The following is a 21,810-nucleotide window of genomic DNA, read 5'->3' on the forward strand; positions in this document are numbered from 1 at the left end:
ATTTTTTCCTACATCCTTCGGCGGCTCGCCATTCTGGTCCTGTCGCTCTTCATCGCATCCCTGGTACTCTTCGTCCTGCTCAGACTGCTGCCGGGCGACCCGGCCAACGCCCTGCTGTCGGTGGGCGCGGACGCCAGGCAGATCGAGGCTGCGCGTGAGCAGGTCGGATCGAACCTGCCACTTTGGGAACAGTTCCTCCGCTTTCTCGGCAATCTCGTGCGCTTCGACCTCGGCAACTCTTTCGTCAGCGGCGCATCCGTTGCCGGCGAGATCGCCGCGCGCCTGACTGTCACGCTGCCGCTGACGCTGCTCGCCTTCACTCTGGCCGTGGTCATTGCCGTGCCGCTTGGCATCGTGTCGGCGGTCAAGGCGGACCGCTGGTATGGCGCGCTGATCTCGACCGTTTCGCAGCTCGGCATTGCCATCCCGGTGTTCTGGGTCGGTATCCTCCTGGTCACGGCCTTCGCCATCAACATTCGTATCCTCCCGTCGGGCGGCTTTCCCTCGCGCGGCTGGCACGCGCCGGCCGAAGCCCTGCGTGCGCTCGCCTTACCGGTGCTGACGATTGCGATCGTCATGTCTGCCTCGCTGCTGCGTTATGTCCGCTCGGCCACGCAGGATGTGCTGGGCAGCGACTATCTGCGCACCGCGCGCTCCATGGGCGCCAGCTTCACCGAGGCAATTGTCCGGCATGGCATCCGCAATGGCGTGGTGCCGATCATTTCCATTCTCGGTATCGAGCTGGCGTCGACCTTGCTCGGCGCCGTCGTTGTTGAACGCGTCTTCACGCTGCCCGGCCTGGGCTCAATGCTGCTGCTGGGCATCGAACAGCGCGATTACCCCAACGTGCAAGGTGTGCTCTTCGTGTCCACGCTGCTGGTGCTTCTGGTGGGCTTCACCGCGGACCTCGTCCAGCGGCTGATCGACCCCCGGCTGCGCGATAAGGCAGGAGCACGCTCATGAGCGCGGTCGACGAACTGATCGAGCCGGAGCCCGGCCCGCGCAAGTCGCTGTGGTCGCTGACCCTTGTGGTTGGCCTGATCCTGGTCGGCATCCACGTCGTGGTTGCGCTGCTGACATTGTTCTGGACGCCCTACGATCCGACAAGCACCTCGGGTGGGCGGCTCGAGCCTTTGTCCTTGCTCCATTGGGCCGGCACCGACCGGCTTGGCCGGGACCTGTTCACCCAGATCATGATCGGTTCGCGCATCGCGCTGACCGTCGGCGCCGGCGCCGTTGCCATCGGTGCCGCCATCGGTGTCACCATTGGCCTTCTGGCGGCCTTTGCCACGCGCTTCCTTGACGACGCGCTGGCCGCGACACTGGACATCCTGATCGCATTTCCGACCCTGCTGCTCGCCATGCTGGTGGTGGCTGCCAGCGACAGCCCGGGCCTGTGGTCGGCCATTGTTGCGCTCGGCATCGCCATGTCGGCAATCGTGGCGCGCCTGACGCGCATCCTTGCCAAGCGGGTGCTCCAGAACGACTACATCATCGCGTCGCGGACCTCGGGCACTTCCTGGCCCGGCGTCATGGTCAGGCACGTCCTGCCCAACATCTGGCCGACGCTCACCGTCAATTTCGCGCTGCAGTTCGGCCTTGCGGTCATTGCCGAGTCTTCGCTGTCCTATCTCGGCCTCGGCGCGCCGCCGCCCAATGCCTCATGGGGCCGCCTGCTTCAGGAAGCCCAGGGCACGGTCTACTCGGCTCCCATCGGCGCGATTGCGCCTGGTATCGCGCTGGTCACGCTGGTGATCGGCATAAACCTCCTGGCTGACGGCCTGCGCGACATCGGCGATCCCACCAGGAGGATCACGCGATGACCTCGCTTCTCTCCGTAGAGGGCCTGATGCTGAAGACCGGCGACAAGACGCTGGTCTCGGATCTTTCATTTTCGATCGCGCCGGGCGAACGCATGGGGCTGATCGGTGAGTCCGGTTCTGGCAAGTCGCTCACCGCCATGGCGGTGACGGGGCTTTTGCCGAAGACGATCGTGCCGAGCGGCTCGATCGAACTCGACGGCCGGCAGATCGTCGGCACGCCCGACCGCGCGCTCAACCAGCTTCGCGGCTCTTCCGTCGCAGTGGTTTTCCAGGAACCGCTGACTGCACTCGACCCGCTGATGAAGCTCGGCCGGCAGGTGGCTGGGCCGGTGGCACGTCGCCTGGCGCGCGAAGGCAAAGGCGCTTCGCGCCACGACGTCGAGCGCGAGGTGCTGACGCTTCTCGACCATGTCGCGCTGCCGCAGCCGGAGCGGGTTGCCAATTCTTATCCGCACGAGATTTCGGGCGGCCAACGCCAGCGCGTCGCGATCGCCATGGCGCTGGCATGCCGGCCAAAGCTGCTGATCGCCGACGAGCCGACCACGGCCCTCGACGTGACCACCCAGGCCGAAATTCTCAAATTGCTGGACACCCTGGTTCGCGAGCACGGCATGGCGCTTCTGTTCATCAGCCACGATCTGCCGGTCGTGGCCACCGTGGTCGACCGCGTGACGGTGCTGCGCAATGGCCGCGCGGTCGAGGAGGGGCCTGTCGACAAGGTCTTCGGGGATCCCGAACACGACTACACAAGGACGCTTGTGGCTGCTGCCCGTTCCTTCGACAAAGCGCTTGAGGGAACGGCATGACCATGCTCGACGTGCGTGATGTCAGCTTCGGCTACGACCGCCAGCGCAAGGTGCTGCATGGCGTCTCCTTTGTGGTCAAAAAGGGCGTCAGCGTCGGCCTCGTCGGCGAATCCGGCTCGGGCAAGACGACGCTCCTGCGCCTTCTTCTCGGGCTCGCCCGGCCGACCGGCGGCACCATCAACTTCGGCGACGCTGTCGTCGATCCGTCCAGCCGGACGTTCATGCGCGGATATCGTCGCTCGGTTCAGGCGGTGTTCCAGGACCCCTATTCTTCGCTCGATCCCAGGCAGAAGGTGCGCGACATCATCTCCGAGCCACTGCAGTCGCTTGCCATTCCCGGCTCGCACAGCGAGGCGGTGGCGGCATCGCTTGAGGCTGTCGGCCTGCCAGCCGATGCCGTCAATCGCTACCCGCACGAGTTCTCCGGCGGTCAGCGCCAGCGTATCGCCATTGCCCGCGCCATCGTATCGCGGCCGCAGCTGGTGCTCGCCGACGAGGCGGTGAGCGCGCTCGACCTGTCGACGCGCATCCGCATCGTCGACCTGTTCAAGCGCCTGTCGGAAAGCATGACGCTGGTGTTCGTGTCGCATGATCTCGGCGTGGTCGCTTCGCTCTGCGAGGAGATCATCATCCTGGAGCGCGGCCAGATCGTCGAAAGCGGCAACACGCGCGCCATCCTTGACGCCCCGCAGCATCCCTATACGCAAAAGCTCTTGCAGAGCGTTCCGCGCATGCCCAGCTAGGGCAGGCGTGGCAACTTCAGACCAAAGGCACAAGCAGCATGACGACCGACTACATCAGCCACATCGAGGACTGGCGCGCCAAGCGACTGGCCGATCTCAAGGCTGGCAATGGCTGGCTCAACATCATTGGCCGCTGGTGGCTTGAACCGGGTTCGGTGACGGTCGGCACCGCCGAGGACAACGATGTCGTGCTGTCGGCCGGACCGGCCCATGTCGGCACCATCACCCAGGAACAGGACGGCGGCGTCACCTTCGCGCCAGCCGACGGCACTGCCCCCATTCGTCTGAAGCTCGACAAGAAGAACCCGCCGCGCTTCAGCGTAGGCCAGCTGCTGCTCGAGGTGACAACGCTCAACGGCGAGAATGCCCTGCGCATCCGCGATACGGCCTCGACCGCGCCCGACGAATTTGCCGGCATCAGTTCGTTCCCCATCGATCCGAGTTGGCGCATCATTGCCGACTGGATCCCGCTGGCGACGCCGGTCGAGATGACTGTTGATACCGTACTCGGCATCCCGACCGAGGTCACCATCACTCACAAGGCGGCATTCACCCGCGACGGCGTGCGCTACGAGTTGCTGCCGACCCACGGCACATCGGAGGTGCCGCAATTCGTGCTCAAGGACCTGACCTCGCGCGATAAGACCTACCCCGCCTCGCGTTTCCTCTTGGGTGAAAGCATCACGGTCGACACCATCGTTCTGGACTTCAACAAGGCGTTCAACCCGCCCTGCGCCTTCACCGAGCACGCCGTCTGCCCGCTGCCGCCGGCAGAAAACGTCCTGCCGATCCGCATCGAAGCGGGCGAGCTCCGGGCCCACGGCTAAGATCGTCCACTCCGAGGGTGCCGCGGCGCGATCCGGACAACCTCGCCAAGTGCTTCCCATCCGGAGCAGAACGCACAGTTCGGTGCCCTCGGAGGAAGCACACTCCTGGCGCACCGCTATTGCCAGCGGCCGCCGATCCCGCGCATGTCGCTCGGGGTCATCCCGTAGGTCGTGGCGAAGGCGCGGTAGAAGGTGGCGAGGCTGTCGAAGCCGCAGGCGAATGCCACCTGCGTTATCGACAGGCTCGGGATCTCGACCAGCAGCCGGCGTGCGTCGCGGACGCGCATTGCGGCAAGTGTACGCGAGAAGGTGAGTCCTGCCTCTTCGAGCACGACATAGACCTGCCGCCTGGAGATGCCGAGTTCCATGGCTACGCGTGCCGGGTTGAGTCCCGGCAGGCGCTTGTCGCGCTCCATGATCTCGAGTGCGGCGTGCCGCACACCGGTCCGCAGGGCAGCGCGAACCTCGGGCATGCCGAGCGGTAGCCGGCCCCTCGCAGCCAGGGCAAGACGGGCGATGCTGGCGACGTCGCGCAACGGATCCGAGCCGGTGCGCTCGGGAGCCATCAGCGCATCGAACAGCGCTCGGAACGGTCTGAGGAACCAAGTGCCGCCGATGGGCTTGGCTGCAAACAGATCGTCGGCGCGCCGTCCCAACAGGATCTCGCCCTCGATCGGAATCTTCAGCATGCGGTACAGGAAGCCGCGCTCTCCATCCGGTTGTCCGCTGTAGGGCAGGTCGGAATGGCTGACCACCATGTCGCCGTCGTGGATGGTGTCGACCCTGCCGCGGCCGGTGTCGAGCAGGCCGCCGCCTGTCACCTGGTGGGCAATGCACAGGCTGTTGCCCGATATCCTGGCGATGTCGGTGTCGGTGCGCTTGATCCGGTAGGACGAGGCGCGCATTTCCGAGGCGACGGCGCCGCCCACGGCATGGGCCCGGAACGAGCCGTGGAAAGACAGCCGCTTCTCGGCCGCAAGTTCGATGGTCACGCCGAACAGGCTCTTGCCGCGCACTTCGCGCCACTGATCGAACCGCCGTTCGGGGGCTATGTCGTCGGTGGTGAAACTGATCATGTTGCGGGCCTTGGGCAGAGGCGGGCGGCAGGGATATCGGCTGGTTCGCGGAACCCTACAACAAGAACAGGCTCCAATGACAGCCGTCGCATCTGGCATTTGCTGGGTATGTCGCGCGCGGCTGCCGTCGTAGCCAGTTTCGTTGGCCGCATTTGTTGGAAACCGCGGAATACTGCGCTTTCTTCAGCAGGTGACGACCGATCCGTATCCCCTTGATTGCGTCGATTTCGCAGCAGCGGCCGCCTCGTTCTGCACGCAATGAGAAGACGACGCCTCCCGCCTTTCGTAGAGCCGTCGCGGGAATTGGGCGTTCCCGCCCGCCGCCCTCCTGTTGCCTCAGCCGGGCAGTGGCTGGCGCTGCGGGCGGGCAGCGGGATCCCCTGTGGATGACGGGTCGGGCGGCATCGGACAGTGCCGTCCGGTTCGGACAAGGAGGCGGTTGTGCATTTCAGCTGGACAAGGAACGGTTCTGTGGCAGCCCTGTTGCGCGGAGGTCGTATATGGGCCTGAGCGTCGAGGCGATATCGGGTAACAGGCTGATCCTGCCGATGGTCAAGCACCAGTCATCGGTGATGCTGCAGATGTTCAACCTCAATCCCAGGCTGTCGTCGGTCTTCGCCACGCAACAGCGCTGGCTCTTGGCGCATGCTGCGGTTGCCCTTTGCTTTCGTGAAAGTCCCGAGGATATGCCGTCCATGGTCGTGGCGCGCTTCCTGCAAGAAGTGGCTTTCCACGAGATCGCGAGCCGCAACACTGCCGACGCCTTCGTCAAGGAGATGCTGCGTTACGGCTATGCCATCGCCATGGAGGACCCGCGGGATCGGCGGTCGCGTCCCGTTGCAGTGGCCAAGGAAGGGCTCATGCTGTTGCGCGGCTGGGCGATGGCGCACCTCGTCACGCTTGACGGTCTCGACGGACGCAACCGCCTCGCTGCCTTCCACGCCGACGAAACCGCCTTCGCGCGGCTGCAGACGGAGATTGCCCACGGCCTGCTGACGAGTGCCGCCATCCGCGAGCCGCAGGACACGTTCTCGTTGTTCACCTGGCTCAACAATGGCGGCGTCATCATGGACTGGCTCATCACCAGTCTCGGCGAGGTGGCCCCGGACGGCCGCTCCTACCTGACCTCGATCATGTCGATCACCGAGATCGCGGAGCGGATCAACCTGTCCCGCACGCACTTCGCCCGCAAGCTGCGCGAGGCGGAAGTCATGGGCAGCCTTGGTTGGAGCGGTAAGCGCGGCGAATCTGCCATGTGGTTGTCCTCGGGCTTCGTCGCCGAGATGATCGGTGCCCAGGCACTCAAACTATCCATCATCGACGCCGCCTGTGAACGGTCGTTCCTGTACTGAGGGACCAGTCCGACCGTCGAGATGCTCGGGGATCGCAGAGCGCACTGGTACGGCTAGAAAACCGGCGCGGCGTGCCGGCTGCCGAAAGCTCTTGTCAGATGTGCTCGGCGATCACCTGGAGGAAAGCCGGGCCGTAACGGTCGAGCTTGGCTTCGCCGACACCGGGTACGTTCGCCATTTCCGCGCGCGACGCCGGCCGGGCCGCCGCCAGCTCGATCAGGGTCTTGTCGTGGAAAATCACATAGGGCGGCACGTTCTGCAGGCGCGCTATTTCGGTGCGTTTCCGCCGCAGTGCCTGGAACAGGTCCTGGTCCGCATCGGTGACGGCAGACTGCGCCGCACTGCGCGCCACCTTGCCGCGCCTGGCGCGCGTCGGTGCCGGCACGCGCAGCATCAACTCGGGTTTGTCGCGCAGGAAGTCGCGGCCGGCGGGCGCGATCGACAGGCCACCATGGCCGGCGAGGTCGACGTCGACCAGGCGCAGCGCAATCATCTGGCGCAGGATCGCCCGCCAGGTTCTGTTGTCGTGCTCGGTACCGATGCCAAAGGTGGAGATGCGGTCATGGCCGAACTGGGCGATGCGCTCGTTGTCCACCCCCAGCAGCACGTCGACGATGTAGGCTTGCCCGAAACGCTCGCCGGTGCGGTAGATGCACGACAATGCCTTTTGCGCGGCAATAGCGCCGTCGAACAATTTTGGCGGCTCGGCGCAGGTGTCGCAATTGCCACACGGTTCGCACTCGTCGCCGAAATAAGACAGCAGAACCTGTCGGCGGCAGCTTGCTGTCTCGGCCAGTCCAAGGAGTGCATCGAGCTTTTGCCGCTCCATGCGCTTGCGCTGGTCGGGCGCCTCGGACTCCTCGATGAAACGGCTGCGCAGCGCGATGTCGTCGTAGCCGTAAAGCATCAGCGTATCGGACGGCAGGCCGTCGCGGCCGGCACGCCCGGTCTCCTGATAATAGGCCTCGATGCTGCCAGGCAGGTCGATATGGGCGACGAAGCGCACGTCCGGCTTGTCGATGCCCATGCCGAAGGCGACGGTGGCGACCATGATCACCGCCTCGCCATGCTGGAAGCGCATCTGGTTGGCCTCGCGCGCCGCCTTGTCCATGCCGGCATGGTAGGCGAGCGCGTCGTAGCCCAGCCCCTGCAGCCAGGCAGCGGTTTCCTCGGTCCGGCGTTTGGACAGGCAGTAGACGATGCCGCTCTCGCCCTCGTAACGCTTCAGGAACTCCTTGAGCTGGGCGCGCGGATTGTCCTTTTCCTCGATGGCGTAGCGGATGTTGGGTCGGTCAAAGCCGGCTATGAAGGCATCCGCCTCGTCTATCTCGAGATGCGACAGGATTTCCGCACGCGTCGGCTCGTCGGCGGTGGCCGTCAGTGCCATGCGCGGCGTGCCGGCGAAGCGACCCACCAGTGCGTCGAGCTGGCGATAGGACGGCCGAAAATCGTGCCCCCATTGCGACAGACAATGCGCCTCGTCGATGGCGATCAGCGACAGCTTCACGCCATCCAGCAGCTCCAGCACATCGGGTCGCAGCAATGTTTCGGGAGAGACATAGAGCAGATCGAGTGCCCCGGCACGGATGTCGCGCCACAGCGCGCGGCGGTCGTCGGGCGAAAGATCGGAATTCAGCCCGGCCGCCCGCACGCCTGCCTGCCTGAGCGCCGCCACCTGATCGGCCATGAGTGCCAAGAGCGGCGAAACGATAAGCCCCATGCCGGGACGGACGATCGCGGGAATCTGGTAGCACAACGACTTGCCGCCGCCTGTCGGCATCAAAACGAAGGCATTGTTGCCTGAGATCACATGCTCGACGATCCGCGCCTGCGGCCCTCTGAAGGCATCATAGCCATAAACGGTCTTGAGGATTTCGAGGGCGGTGGCGGTCATCGGCAGCAGAACGGAGAATCACGGAAACGTCCTTCATAGCAGCTTCGCCACGTCCGCGATCATCGATGCGTCTTTCTGTTCGCCTGTCATGCAGCCGAACGGGAATTTCGCACCTCGCATTGCCCGACTGCCGCTTCAGTTGCCGGACGGACGAAGCCCAGACGCGATATCGGAACTATCGGTGTTGTTGCCGCGATACGACTGCATCTGAAGCACGTCGGGCGGTTCAATACCTGTTCTTGAGGCCGTCGCGTAGCTCCAGCCCCCTCTACTCCAAGAAGCGAACCTGGGTTGAGAGGGCTGATCGGCGAAAGATCTGCAGGTGTATTGTTAGAGAATAGCAAACACGCAACTCACAGTGCGCGCCAGATTGGCAACGACTGCCTCTTGGCTTGGTTAACGCAGCAAGCAAATTAAGCACGAAGTAACTTTCTGAATCCGGCTGCTTGGATAGCATGGCTCTTTCATGCAAAATCTATTACAAAGGTCTGCGCGGCGATTATCGGAGAGTTGCTCCATGCAACACATGAAGTTAACGGCTACCGCGCTCGTTACGCAGAATTCCCTGTCCTATCTCGAACATGTGTTTGCGCTCAACGAAGCGCGCCAGCCACTGGTCAACGTTCCGGATGAGGCCTTCGCCAAGGCACTGACAGGCATCCGTATCGAGCGCTGCATCGTTCCCGATGAGGGAACCGGCTGGTTTACGGCAAGCCACCCGCTCATCCACGATGATCGGCCGGCCCAGATCACCTACACCTCCGGCACCGAGGGCAAGCCAAAGGGCATCGTCCTGAGCTACGCGAACCTGGCGGATGCGGCGGAGCGGATCATCGAGCAGATGGGCCTGACGCCTGATGTCCGTGAATATGTTGGCGTGCCGGTGACCTACAGTTTCGGCATCGGTCGCATCCGCGCGGTCAGCGCGGCGGGCGGCCGAACCTATCTGCCGCCGCGCGGCTTCGATCCGCTCGAGCTGTCTCGAATGCTCAAGGCGGATGAGGTCAACGCCCTTTCCGCCGTACCGACCCTCTTGCGGATTCTGCTGCAGAACCCGTCAGTCATCGGCGAGGCCGGCAAGAAGCTGCGTTGGCTGGAAATTGGCTCGCAATACATGACGGGCGCCGAGAAGCGCGGGATTCGCGACCTGTTCCCCAATGCCCGGATCGTTCAGCACTACGGCCTCACGGAGGCCTCGCGCAGCACCTTCCTGCAGATATCGGACGTTCCCGATGCTTTGCTGGAGTCAGTCGGCCGGGCGGTCGGCAAGACCGAGGTCGGCATATCTGAAGATGGTCGTATTCGCATTCGCGGCCCGCATGTCGCCCGCTGGCGCGTGGAAACCGATCAACTGGCGGACCTTTGCGATGCCGACAGCTGGCTGCAGACCAGCGATCTGGGCCACATCAAGGACGGCTATGTCTATTTCGACGGCAGGGCCGACGACCTGATCAACAGTGGCGGCGTGAAGATCAATCCCGACATGCTCGAGGCACGGATCGGCAAGCTGCTGGGGCAGGTCGGCAAGGTCGTCGTGGCCAAGGTGCCGGACGCATTGCGCGGCGAGGGTGTCCTTGTCGTCGCCGAGTCCGAGGACCTTGCCCCCGATCAGCTCCATGCCACTTCGGCCGAGGCCCTGAGGGAACTCGGGCTATATGCAGGCGATGCACTGCATGTCAGGGTCATGCCGGCAATTCCGCGGACTGCGACCGGCAAGCCTTTGCGTCGCGTCCTGACCGAAGAGTTTGTCCAGCAGGCCAAGGCCGCTGCGGCCGTTCCGGTTGCCGACCAGGCGGCGGGGTCGCGAGCGGGCGATGTGCAGGCATTCTTTGGGGAATTTTTCCGCGGAAGCAAGATCGGCCCCGACGACAGCTTTGAAACCATGGGTGGGGATTCGCTCAGCTACATCCAGTTCTCGCTTGGGTTCGAGGATCGATTTGGCCCGCTGCCCAGCGGTTGGGAAGCGCTGACGGTCACCCAATTGCAGGCGCTGAGCGCAGCGCAAGCGGAAACGCATGCCGCGTCCAAGGGATGGGCCTGGCGGCGGCTGGAATCCGCGACATTGACGCGCGCCTTCTTCATGATCTGCATTGTTGCCTTGCACCTGGATACATTCGTCTACAGCAGCAATTGGGGCGCGGCGTATTTCCTGTTCATGCTGTGCGGCTACAGTGTCATGCGCTTCCAGTGGCCCGAAATCAGCCGGACCGGGAATGTCGGCACGATTTTCGGGACCGTGCTGCGCGTCGCGATCCCGACATTGCTGGTCACCGTCACGATGCAGCTGTGGGCGAGGACCTTCGAGCTGAAGCCGCTGCTGCTGATTTCCAACTGGTTTGACGCGCGCGAGTATCAGGTCGCATTCTACTACTTCGCCGAGATCTACATGCAGTTGCTGCTGGTGATTGCCGCGCTGCTGTCAATTCCCCTACTACGGGCGACACTTCGCAAGTGGCCGATGGCGACCTGCACCGGGTTGATCGTCCTGGCCATGGTGGTCAGCTGGATGGTCGAGCAGGTCTGGGACACGACCTACCTCTACCATCGCACGCCCATGTGGTACCTTTGGACAGTCGGTGCCGGCATGCTGATGGCCAGCGCGCGCGACTTGAAAGGGCGCGTGGCGGCCATGGTGATCGTGACCGTCGCAGTCCTGATGCATCATGGCTTCACGTCGGCAAGCGCCTATATCGTGGGTGCCTCGGCATTGCTGCTTTTCTGGCCGGAGATATCGGTTCCCGCTCCAGTCAAGACGGTCGTCGGCGAGATCGCAGCATCGTCGATGTTCATGTATCTCAGCCATGGCCAGACCAAGTCCCTGGTCACCCGGCTGTTTCACGGGCCGATGCCGTGGCTCTCCCTTTTCGCTGCCATTGGCGTCGGAATCGTCTTTGCACGCACATACAACTGGGCCGACGGCAAAGTGCGTGCGTTCGCAAGGAAGCATCGAGGCGGGGCCCTAAGCGGCCCTCCCTCGACCTCGTCGGCGTAAGCCCTGCCACTCGATTCAATGGTCTGAAGTGACGCGAACGGGCTTTCCTGTCGAATCGTAGAGCCTGCCGCCCAGGAAATAGTCGCCATCATGCAGCTCGGCGATGTCCTGATAGCGCAGGATGCGTTCCGTTCCCGCGACGAAGACGGACTGCTGCTCCGAATTTCCGGCGCGAAAATGGTTGAACAAGAGGTTCAAGCTGATCGCCATCAGAGCGGCCGAGCTGATACCGGAATGGAAGATCGTGACGAACCAGGCGGGGAAATGTTCATAGAACTGCGGGGCCGAGATCGGGATCATGCCGAAGCCCAGCGAGGTCGCGACAATCACCAGGTTCATGTTGTTGGCATAGTCGACTTTGGACAATGAACGGATGCCGCTTGCTGCGACGGTGCCGAAAAGCACGATGCCGGCTCCGCCAAGGACCGAGGGCGGTATTGCTGCAATCACGCGACCCATGATCGGCAAGAGCCCGAGCGTGACCAGGATCAGGCCGGCAGCAGCCACCACATAACGGCTCTTCACCCCCGTCACCGCGACAAGCCCGACGTTCTGCGCAAAGGCGCTCTGCGTGAACGAACCGAATGCCGGTGCGATTGCGCTCGAAAGCATGTCGGCGCGCAGGCCATCTCCGAGCCGGCGCGAGCTCACCTTGGTGCCGATGATTTCACCGACCGCGAGCACATCGGCGGAGGTTTCCACCAGGGTGACGATGACGACGATCAGCATGGAGAGCGTTGCTGCAACGCTGAAGGTCGGCCATCCGAAATGGAACAGGGTCGGGGGCGCGAAGATAGGCCCGGTTATGACCCGTGAAAAATCGGCCATGCCGAGGGCCCAGGCAATCACGGTGCCGATCACCATCGACAGCAGGATCGAAAGCCGCGAAATCCGCGCACTGCCAAGCTTGCTGAGCAAAAGCACGATGCCGAGCGTCAGGGCCGCCAGGCCGATATTGGCCTTGCTGCCGAAATCGGGGGCACTGCTGTTCCCGCCCATGGCCCATCGCGCGGCGACTGGCATCAAGGTCAGGCCGATGGTCGTGATGACGATGCCGGTGACCAGAGGTGGGAAGAATTTGGTGATGCGCGAGAATATCGGGGTGATCAGCAGGCCGATCAACGATGCGACGATCACCGCGCCCAGCACGCCCTGCAGCCCGCTGCCGGATGACACGATGGCGGTCATGGTCGCCACGCCGGCAAAGGAAACGCCTTGGACAAGTGGCAGCTGGCATCCGAAGAACGGGATGCCGAGGGTCTGCAACATTGTCGCCAGACCGCCCGCAAACAGCGATGCGGTGATGAGCATCCCGACCTCGTCCATGGACAGGCCTGCCGCCTGTCCGATGATGAGCGGGACGGCGACGATGCCACCATACATCGTCAACACGTGTTGAAAGCCATAAGCCAGGTTGGCGCCAAGGCCGAGATGTTCATCCTCCGGCCGTGTCGTTTCGGCCGTCTTTGCGAGCGTCGCAACCAAAGCAGGTCTCCTCCCAGCTTGAGTACAAGGCGATGATCCATTCTGGGGGGACACGCAGCGCCGCGTGTAGGCAGGCTTTTGGTGAAGCATTTTCGCATAGATCAAGAAGGTGGAGGCGCATTGTCCCTGCCGGGCATGGCCTTGATCCGACATGCCGTGCTCGGGGATTGTGGGAAATCGCGTGGTCAGTGGACCTTTGCGGCGGCACGACGACTTGCCGCCACCCGTCGGCATCAGCACGAAGGCATGTTGCCTCAGATCACATGTTTGACGATACGCGCCCACGATCCCCTGAAGGCATCATAGCCATAAACGGTCTTGAGGATTTCGAGAGCACTCATCGGCAGCAGCACGGACAATTATGGAAGCATCCTTCATAACAGCTTCGCCACGTCAGCGATCATTGATGCATCTTTCTGTTCGGCTCCTTGTAGCCGCTCCTCGGTGATACCGGTGGTTGGGCTTGAGTCCTTGAAACCATTATGCATTTCGCATTGACAGCCAGAAAAACCATGGCATCACTTCGATCCGCTCGGATCATGTATGTGCTTCGGCTGCAAGCTCGCCTTGATGCTCGTTGTCTTGACGAAAAATGCGTCGTTGCGACCGATGTAACTGGTCTTTGTCCTTCCGGAAGTCGGATTGACGATCCGAACTGCAGTGGCGATTGGGGGAGGCGCGGATTGGCTACGGACACTGTCGAAAACCAGGTCATCCGCTCGTCGCAGTTGAACCGCGATGAGAACTACGAATATTGGCGCATGGGGGTGGCGAGCCTGTTCGACGCCATTCCGTCGAAGGATGGCCTGGACGATTTCAGGGCTGACCTCAGCAGCTACAATCTCGGCCATTTCCTGGTCGGCGCCTCTTCGGCGAGCGCGCAGCGTTTCGTCCGGTCCCCGGACCGGGTGGCTGCGACCGGCGTCGATCACCTGCTCATCCAGCTCTACGTCAAGGGCGAATGCGGCTACGACGCGGATGGCGGGATCGGCCATGGCGTGGCCGGGGATATCGTCTGCTTTGATCTCAGCCGGCCGATGCGCAGCCAGACCACCGACATGGACATCGTCAGCCTGATCCTGCCGCGCTCGCTTATCCGGCTGGCCCCCCGGGTCATCGACGATCTTCACGGGGCAAGGGTCGATGGGGCGTCGACACTGGGCATCCTGCTTGGCGAGCACATGAAGACAATGGCCAGGCTGGCGCCCAAGCTCGCCGGTCCGGACGGACGGTTGGCCGCAGAGGTTGCTTCCGCCATCGTGTCGAGCGGATTTTCGGCGGCGGTCGCGGCCGAGCGCGAAGCCCTGACGGACGCCACACTCCAGACGATCCAGATTTTCATCGAACGCAACCTGACCAGTCCGGCCCTGTCCGCCGACATGATCATGCGCCATTTCGCGCTGTCACGATCTGCTCTCTATCGCCTGTTCGAGCCGATCGGCGGCATTGCCGACTACATTCGCGAGCGCCGGCTCAAGCTGGCCTACCTGAAACTCACTTCGGTCGGTTCCTCAAGGGGCTCGGTCGCCAAGCTCGCCTATTCGACGGGCTTTGCCAGCGAGAGTGGGTTTTCACGCGCGTTCCAGCAGCATTTCGGCGTCCGCCCGAGCGAAGCGATCCGCAATGCGGAGGCGGGCGTCCGCCTGAAGGCCGGGCTTATCGCCGGAGAAGACAACTGGATGCAGGACTGGCTGGACAAGCTGCGCTCCATGGCCTGACATTCGCGAGCATCTCGCCCACATGCGGTGCCGCATGGACGAGCTGCCAGGCTGCTGAGAAGAGGGTGACCGCAATCGTCGCAATCGCCTCAACCTGGTCTTACGGCGTGTTCCCCTCGATAACGGCATCGTCGCTGTCATAGGCGTGGACGCCGGCGTTGCCCCGGCCGACCACGCGGTTGTTGCGCACGGTCACGCCGGTGGACGTGTTGATCATGATGCCGGCTCCGCCGATTGCATTGATGACGTTGTTTTCTGCAACCGAATTGTGGCTGTAGGGCCCAAGATTGATCCCGTATGAAAGGCTCAGATTTGTCGTCGTCAGCACATTGCCGCTGATCGTATTGGATGTCGATCGCACCGCCTGGATGGCAGCTGCGCTTTCGCCGTTCGTGGTGACCGTATTGCCAGATACCGCATTGTTGTCGCCATAACGCAGATAGATGCCAGTAGCGCCCCGCATCTGGGTCGAGACGACGTTGTCGCGGATGGCCAGGTTGCTGCTTCGGTCGGTGAGGATGCCGAAGGCGATCGTCTGGTACCACCAATTCGTGTCGTTCGTCGTTTTGGTGGCGACCGTATTGCCGGCGATGGTGGCGCCGTTGCTGTTGAGCAGGTGGATGCCGCGGCTCATGTAGTTGTTCGTGGTCACCCGGTTTCCTGTAATCGCAATGCCGGCACTGTCGGTGACATGGATGCCGTTGGCCTGGGTGCCGTTGGTGGTGATCGTGTTGTTGGCGATGGTCAGGCCGCCGCTGTTGTGGATGGCCATTGCATGGGACGGGCGCGCGTCGGGCTCGGTGTCGCCAAAGCCGTTGCCGTTGCCATTGGTGGTGATGGTACTGTTCCTGATGATGCCGGCGGCATTGTCGGCGACGATCCCGATGCCGCTGGCGCCGTTCTGCACGATGGTGACGCCGTCGATGGTGAAGCCCGTGCTGCCGTTGATCGACAGGGCAATGCCCTGGGCCGCGGTGATGTTTCCGCCCCACAGGCTGAAACCGGTGGTGTTGTTGACCTCCATGCCATTGGCCGCCGAAACGACGGTGACATCGTGCAGGCTGGCGCCGCTCGCGCCGGTGACCGCCGAGGACGCACCGCCAGACGAGGTGTTCTCTACCGAGATGCCACGCAGGCTGCTGCCCGTCGCCATGGCGACCAGGGTGTTGCTAGCCGCGCCCGAGATGCGCCCGGCGCTTCCAGGCGCTGCAAAATCCACCTCGACGCCGCTGGTGGCGCCCTTGAGCTTCAGCACCGCGCCACCGCCGGCAAGCATCTGGTTGGCGTTGAGCGAAATTCCGCCCGAGGCGGCAAGGTTGCCGCTCAACAGCACGATGCCATTGGCGCCGACGCTGTCGAGGGCGGCCTGAAGGGCTGCCTGGTCCTGCGTCGTCCCGTCGATGCGAATAACCGAGGCGACGGTGTTGCCGTTCCACAGGTTGATTGCGTCTTCGGTGGAGGTGAGCGTCTTCTTGCTGATGCTCGCCGTGTTGCCGGTGTTCGAGACGATGTCGACGTCGCGCACCACCGTGTCGGCCATGCGCCGCTCCATGTAGGAGAGCGGTTCGCGCGGAGCTGAGGACGGAGCCTGCAGCGGAATGCGCAGCCGCGCCTGGGCGATCACCTGTTCGCCGCGGACGTTGTCGTGCTGGAAGGTCAAGCCCCCGGTCACCTTGACGCCGGGCAGGCCGGCGACGTCGTCGGCCGTCAACTCGAAGCGTGCCCGTGGTCCGGCCACGGCGTCTACGCCGGAGCCGTCGAAATAATAGCCGCCGACGAAAGCACGCATATCGAAGCCGGAGCCCGGCTCGAACACCGGCAGCCGGACCCCGACCTCGGCATCCACACCTGCCAGTGCCTTCTCAACCAGGTAACTGGTGGTGTCCGTCTGGATCGCCCGGCTCTGGATCGCCAGCGACGTGCCGGTCAGGACGGCTTCGCTGCTCCAGGGGCCGACCGTGGTTGTGGTGCCAAGATCCATCCGCTTCTCGCTGTCGCCAATGGGCAGATAAGCATTGGCGCGCAGGTCGAAGTCCTCGCTCAGCGCCTCGGCACCCAGTGTCAGCTGATGAAACGTGTTGCCGAGGGACGAGCGGCGGACGTCATAATAGCCATAGGCGCCCACGTTCCAGCCCGACGGCAGCATGTGCCTGATGCCGAGGCCGAAATTGCCCTCGACGGAGTCGTTATTGTCGAACTTGCCGCGCAGGTCGGTGAAGACAAGCGTGTCGTCGTTCTGGAGTATCGGCACGAACAGGTTCGCCTCGCCGAGCGACCGTCCCTTGCTCACCTGCGCTCCGGTTTCGACCCATGGCGCCCAGCGCGTGGCGAAGACGTCGTCTGCGTGGGCGGGAGACACCGAACAGATTGCCGCTATCGAGGCAGATGCGAGCCATGCCGTGCGCGTCAGCGTGTGCAGGGAAAATGCGGCACGCGGCAAGCCGGCGAGCTCCCGTCCGATGGTCTGGGTTTCGCGGCGGATTCCGCGAGGCGAACACGCTGAAGATGGCACGGGAAGCTTCCTTGATCCGTTTGGGCGGAGTCATAGGAGGAACAGACGAACCCAGCCAGAACGCTTCGCCGTCATTCTGTCCCGAAATGCCGGCTTTTCATCCCAGGGCACGTCGGCCTGGAAAGCACCGGCCACGGGCTTCAGATTTTGTTCGTCTGGTGCGAACCGATCGTTAGGTTGGTGCCGTTGTTTTCGTGGGAAACAGGGAGTTTCTCGCCTGAGCCGCGAAGACTCATCTCACCGTCCGCCGGCTGATCGATGCAGACGTCCTGCTCAGCATCGAGGATGATGGACGAATGTCGGCAGGTACAAAACTCGGGCTTGGCGGACGCTTTTGATAGCTTGAGGGCTCAATCCGGTCTTGAGCGGCGATGCTGGGTCTCCTGCACGAATGTGCTCGGCCGCGAGATGTTCGCTAAGGCGGCCAGCGGGTCAGATGAGCAATGGGGACACGAACGAAGCACTTACCAGCAGTCAGACGTAGGAAGATACGTCTTCGGCCGCGGGCCGGACGACACCACCCATTGTCGCGGGTATCGCTGCGCTGACTTCATCTGGAATGATCTCGTCGCCAAAGCGGCGGCGCATATGGCGGGCCAAGCCTACAATCACGTTTTCCTTCGCCTCGCGGGGGCGATAAAGGCGCGCGGATGTGTAGTAGCTCCAGAGCACCGCTGCGCGGGCATATTTTCGCGGGCTGAGTGCCAGGTGGATGCGAACGGGCAAAGACGGCACAGTCTCGTTTGGACTGGCATATACGAGCCTGTAGGGACCTTTGCTTATCGGGCTTTTGGTCAGCTTTTCAAGTTCGCGGTCCTTCGCCTCGAAATTGCCCGAAGCCAGCAGGTTCTGGCAGATGCATGACGTAACGTAGCGCTCGAACACAGAGCCGGGTTTGCACAAGGGCCGCGCGCGGTGAAGCAAGTCAAGCGCGCCGTCGAAGTCGCCCGCGAAGCCGCGCAAACGCCCAAGTATCGACAGACCGTCGGCCAGCGCCGTGGACCGGGCAAACGCCTCCTCGGCGATTTCCAACGCAAGCACCTGGTGAGCCGGCCCCATGAAACTGAGAACATGTGCCGCAGACAGCGCATTCTCTGGATCGTCCAGCAGGTCGGGAAGAACCTCGAGAACGAGGCTCTCCATAGCGGCCTGATCGCGTTCGCGGGGATCCTCGTTGGCCAGAAAGCGCCAACCGTCGATGATGTAACCAGTGTAAATGTTGGCCGCCAGCATCAGGCGCGTCACGGGGGTTGCATTCCCGTTGCGAATTAACTGGCGCAACCGCGCATCGTTCTTGCGCCAGATGGAAGCAGACGGGAACGCTTCTCCCTTCAGCTTGGCTATTTCGCCGGACAATCCGGCTGGCCCGTCGTCGGCAAACAACTCGCCGGCCTCGACCATTCTGACGGCCAGGGGCGCCACATCCGAGGCGCCCGGTCGGTCGACCTGGAATTGCCAGAGTGCAGAAAGGTGACGATCGGCCAGGACGTTGAAGTCGATGTCGTGGCAGCTATCGCGCCGCACAAGGATGACCTTTGTGTTCTCCTTGCTTTGCAGACAGGAAACGCATTCCCTCCTGCCGCCAGATACGATGAAAGTCAGATTTATCCGAAACGTGAAACCAGCTTCGGCTTCATCGGGTCTGACCGACACGACGCGCCCGGCGGGCAGTTGCTTCCTAAGGGCCTGCGCTACCCCTTCGGCAAACTCGATGGCGTGGCTGTCAGCGTGCTCCTGCCCGATGGTGACAATGGGCCCTACGGCGACGAAGCATTCCGCCAGCTGACCAGTCTGCACGGAATGGGCCCCAACCCAAACATATCCCTCGCCATACCGCGTGCCGATGAATTTCGGGTTCTTGGCCGAGTCCCCGATCTTGCTTCTAAGTCGATTTATGAAAAAATCCACGTTGCGGTCCGAAGAGTCGGATCCAACTTCTAAGACCGCGTCCAGCAGTTGTTCACGACTTCGCAGAATTCCTGCATGGGCGATCAGATCCGCGAGCAACAGTCGTTCCGCCCGCGTGAATTTTATCATTTTTCCATCGTCGCCATGTGCGTACGAATAGTCTGGTGCGAAGGTCAGGTTTTGGTAATGAACGCCCGCCATTTGCTAGAACCAAGCCGGAGTTGCCTGGTGCAGGTCTACAGCAAAGCAAATCTGGAATCGAGGCGAAATGGAATGCGCCTTATATACCAGAAATGACGTCTTTTAGACGAGGTACTCCATTGTCTTGCCTGCCGACCATTGCGGTCTTTGCTCGCTGTCGAGCTCCTCTTCCTTCTTGATCAGGCGTCCGGTGCTCTTCTTGCAAGACGTACAGCAGCCGGTTTGACCCATCCGTCTGGCGACAGCAGCATCCAGTCGGCCGCGGCCCATATCAGGCAACATGTCATGAAGCTCAGGGCCAACAGCAGTTCCGGGATGTTTTCCAGCAGCACAAGCTCCCGCCAAAGCGCGGCCGCGCCCACAAGGACCGCCGGCACGCGGCTTACCAGGACCAGATCCTTGCAGAAATCGGCAACACGCAATCGGGCAAAGGAGCCCAGCCTCGCTGCTGTGCCACCCAAGGCACTGCCGAATTTGCCCGCGGCGTGCAGCAAGCCTGCCGAAGCGGCAAGCCACGGATTGCCCATGATGACCAATCCGATCCCGAGAAGGATCGCGCCGATGCCGGAAAGCACATCGCCTTGCCGATTGAGCCCGGGGTGGGGCGGCGCACCGTTTGACCAGGCCCTAGTGTAGACGAGGCCGCCCCAGAAAAACACCAACGTCGCGCCGGTTAACGCAGTCGCCGCCGGACTGCCTACGACATGGGCAACACCGCGTCCCCACACACTGGCCCCGTCATCGCGGGAGATATCGGCTGCCAGCGCGACGCCAAGCCCGATGATGAAGCCCAGCGAATTGCCCAGATTGTAGAGCATGCCGGGATCCCGCATGCGGCTTTCGATCCGCTGGCGAGCGCTGCCGTGAGTCACTGCAGCACCGCTTGGTCATGTGGGTGTATTCCGATGGCGAGGGACGAGTTTGCCATAGGCATGCGCAGGTCTCCGGCTCGGGAAATTGGCTTTGGCTTCAGGGGTGGGGCGCCTCCGGTCATCGCTCGTCGAAACCGAGCGGCGGCCGGTCCTTTTGGCGCTGGTTCCAGCTGGAAGGCGTCTGCATCAACCTCAACAGCCTGATGGCATCGCGAAGTGTTTCGGAGGTATCTCGCAGCCAAAAGCGTATCATTTGCGCTCCCCCGCCATGCTGCCTTGCCAATGTCGACACGACTGTATTTCCGGCAGGAGGCCTAAGCCGCGCTCTGCCGAAGGCGTTGCAGATATGCTCTTCCGGTACCTGCTATGGTTATCGAGCGATTGTTGTGGAAATATTTGAGCTTGACGAAATCAAGCGGTTCGATGGGGAGTGGGCCTGTCGATGCGGAACTTGTTCGCCCGTCTTCTTTCGACGCGGTGACCAGGAATACGGACGAAACGCTTCGTCTTGGCGCCGTGTCTTGGTTTGCGAGGCCATTTCGGGTGCGTCGCGGTTGCTCCCCCTCGACAGGGGGAAGGGGAGAGCCAGTCCGCAGGGTCAAGGCGTGGCTCGAATGATGAGGTCTCGATGGATCTGCCGCACGGCCGAGAACTTGCCCTTGCTTGAAATTCCTGCCGCGACTGTCCTTTCCTGCCTGCAATTCAGCGCAGTGGGCGGTGACACGAAAGCGCTGAAGAGTTGGTGGCAAAAGGCACTCGACCGGCGGTCGCGCACCTAGCGGGGTTGGGTAGATGCCAGCCGCGCGGCTTTGCCGAGATCCGTCACGAATGCGGTGATGCTTGACGTGGCCGAGCCCGCCGCGATGCCACGTGTGATTGCGTGGACGATTTCGCTCCCGACGACAACACCGTCTGCAATGGCCCCAAATGTCTGCACGTCTTCAGGCGTCTTGATACCGAAACCGACGCAGACGGGCAATTCGGTCAAGGCGCGGATGCGGCCAACGAGGTGACGCACCTTGTCCGGGTTTGGGATGGCGAGACCTGTGGTGCCGTGTGTCGAGACGCAATAGACGAAGCCGCTGGCCTGTTTCAGTTGTTCTTCAAGTCGGTCATCGCTCGCATTCGACGATACGAGGCGAATGAAATTGATGCCTGCCTTGAGTGCGGGGATGCAGAGTTCGGCGTCCATCTCGGGCGGCAGGTCGACGACGATCAGGCCGTCGATGCCCGAGGCGACTGCATCTGCGAGGAAGCGGTCGACGCCATAGATGTAGATCGGGTTGTAGTAGCCCATCATCACGATCGGGGTGTCGTTGTCGTCCTTGCGGAACTCGCGCGCCATCTCGAGCGTCCTGGCCAGCGTCTGGCCGGCCTTCAGCGCCCGCAGGCCGGCAGCCTGGATCGCCGGGCCGTCGGCCATCGGGTCGGAGAAGGGCATGCCGAGCTCGATGATGTCGCTGCCGGCCTTGGGCAGCGCCTTCATGATCGACAGCGACGTTTCATAGTCGGGGTCGCCGCCCATGAAATAGGTCACGAGTGCCGGGCGTCCCTCGGCCTTCAGCTTCGCCATGCGGCGGTCGATGCGGGTGGTCGTCATG

At 62.8% G+C, this 21,810-nt stretch carries 15 protein-coding genes; 8 read left to right on the top strand and 7 right to left on the bottom strand.

Annotated elements, in window-relative coordinates; all coding sequences use genetic code 11:
* Positions 1–12: 12 nt before the first annotated feature.
* The 5 genes from B015_RS0102105 to B015_RS0102125 are packed head-to-tail and all read left to right on the top strand — an operon-like array spanning position 13 to position 4,199.
* Positions 13–963, top strand: a complete 951-nt coding sequence (locus B015_RS0102105; RefSeq protein WP_051091885.1) for an ABC transporter permease — start codon at positions 13–15, stop codon at positions 961–963.
* The gene (locus tag B015_RS0102110; RefSeq protein WP_018426001.1) at positions 960–1,823 is read left to right on the top strand and encodes an ABC transporter permease; all 864 of its coding nucleotides are present in this window, start codon (positions 960–962) and stop codon (positions 1,821–1,823) included. The genes B015_RS0102105 and B015_RS0102110 overlap by 4 nt, the downstream gene beginning before the upstream one ends.
* The gene (locus B015_RS0102115; protein ID WP_018426002.1) at positions 1,820–2,629 is read left to right on the top strand and encodes an ABC transporter ATP-binding protein; all 810 of its coding nucleotides are present in this window, start codon (positions 1,820–1,822) and stop codon (positions 2,627–2,629) included. Before B015_RS0102110 ends, B015_RS0102115 begins: the two co-directional genes overlap by 4 nt.
* A complete protein-coding gene (locus tag B015_RS0102120; protein ID WP_018426003.1) occupies positions 2,626–3,372 on the top strand; it encodes an ABC transporter ATP-binding protein in 747 nt (248 codons plus the stop codon). Before B015_RS0102115 ends, B015_RS0102120 begins: the two co-directional genes overlap by 4 nt.
* Before the next feature lie 38 nt (positions 3,373–3,410).
* Entirely contained in the window at positions 3,411–4,199 is a 789-nt protein-coding gene (locus B015_RS0102125; RefSeq protein WP_018426004.1) for a DUF1684 domain-containing protein, read from the top strand.
* Positions 4,200–4,315: 116 nt separating this feature from the next.
* On the opposite strand, the gene B015_RS0102130 is transcribed toward B015_RS0102125, so the two are convergent.
* Complete coding sequence (locus B015_RS0102130) at positions 4,316–5,275, bottom strand: AraC family transcriptional regulator (RefSeq protein WP_018426005.1); 960 nt, start codon at positions 5,273–5,275, stop codon at positions 4,316–4,318.
* Between the two features lie 500 nt (positions 5,276–5,775).
* Here B015_RS0102130 and B015_RS0102135 point away from each other — a divergent pair, with 500 nt between their 5' ends.
* Positions 5,776–6,627, top strand: coding sequence for a hypothetical protein (locus tag B015_RS0102135; protein ID WP_018426006.1), 852 nt, complete (start codon positions 5,776–5,778; stop codon positions 6,625–6,627).
* Positions 6,628–6,721: 94 nt separating this feature from the next.
* On the opposite strand, the gene recQ is transcribed toward B015_RS0102135, so the two are convergent.
* On the bottom strand, positions 6,722–8,521 hold the full coding sequence (recQ, locus tag B015_RS0102140; protein ID WP_018426007.1) for a DNA helicase RecQ: 1,800 nt from the start codon (positions 8,519–8,521) through the stop codon (positions 6,722–6,724).
* Positions 8,522–9,038: 517 nt separating this feature from the next.
* Between recQ and B015_RS0102145 the strand changes: the two genes are divergently transcribed.
* Positions 9,039–11,513, top strand: a complete 2,475-nt coding sequence (locus B015_RS0102145) for an AMP-binding protein (RefSeq protein ID WP_157632673.1) — start codon at positions 9,039–9,041, stop codon at positions 11,511–11,513.
* A gap of 15 nt (positions 11,514–11,528) precedes the next feature.
* Here B015_RS0102145 and B015_RS0102150 read toward each other — a convergent pair whose 3' ends face one another.
* The gene (locus B015_RS0102150; protein ID WP_018426009.1) at positions 11,529–12,998 is read right to left on the bottom strand and encodes a nucleobase:cation symporter-2 family protein; all 1,470 of its coding nucleotides are present in this window, start codon (positions 12,996–12,998) and stop codon (positions 11,529–11,531) included.
* A 683-nt stretch (positions 12,999–13,681) separates the two neighbouring features.
* Here B015_RS0102150 and B015_RS0102160 point away from each other — a divergent pair.
* Positions 13,682–14,716 (top strand): helix-turn-helix domain-containing protein, encoded by a 1,035-nt coding sequence (locus tag B015_RS0102160; protein WP_018426011.1) that lies wholly within the window; start codon positions 13,682–13,684, stop codon positions 14,714–14,716.
* 100 nt (positions 14,717–14,816) lie between these two features.
* Here B015_RS0102160 and B015_RS0102165 read toward each other — a convergent pair whose 3' ends face one another.
* From B015_RS0102165 to trpA, 4 genes are all read right to left on the bottom strand, one after another.
* Positions 14,817–17,228 (bottom strand): right-handed parallel beta-helix repeat-containing protein, encoded by a 2,412-nt coding sequence (locus tag B015_RS0102165; RefSeq protein WP_081623420.1) that lies wholly within the window; start codon positions 17,226–17,228, stop codon positions 14,817–14,819.
* Positions 17,229–17,702: 474 nt separating this feature from the next.
* The gene (locus tag B015_RS32095; RefSeq protein WP_018426013.1) at positions 17,703–19,337 is read right to left on the bottom strand and encodes a helix-turn-helix domain-containing protein; all 1,635 of its coding nucleotides are present in this window, start codon (positions 19,335–19,337) and stop codon (positions 17,703–17,705) included.
* Positions 19,338–19,516: 179 nt separating this feature from the next.
* A complete protein-coding gene (locus B015_RS30270) occupies positions 19,517–20,155 on the bottom strand; it encodes a hypothetical protein (protein WP_157632674.1) in 639 nt (212 codons plus the stop codon).
* A gap of 829 nt (positions 20,156–20,984) precedes the next feature.
* Positions 20,985–21,809 (bottom strand): tryptophan synthase subunit alpha, encoded by an 825-nt coding sequence (trpA, locus tag B015_RS0102190; RefSeq protein ID WP_018426016.1) that lies wholly within the window; start codon positions 21,807–21,809, stop codon positions 20,985–20,987.
* Position 21,810 lies beyond the last annotated feature (1 nt).

The organism is Hoeflea sp. 108, from assembly GCF_000372965.1.
Classification (GTDB): Bacteria; Pseudomonadota; Alphaproteobacteria; order Rhizobiales; family Rhizobiaceae; genus Aminobacter.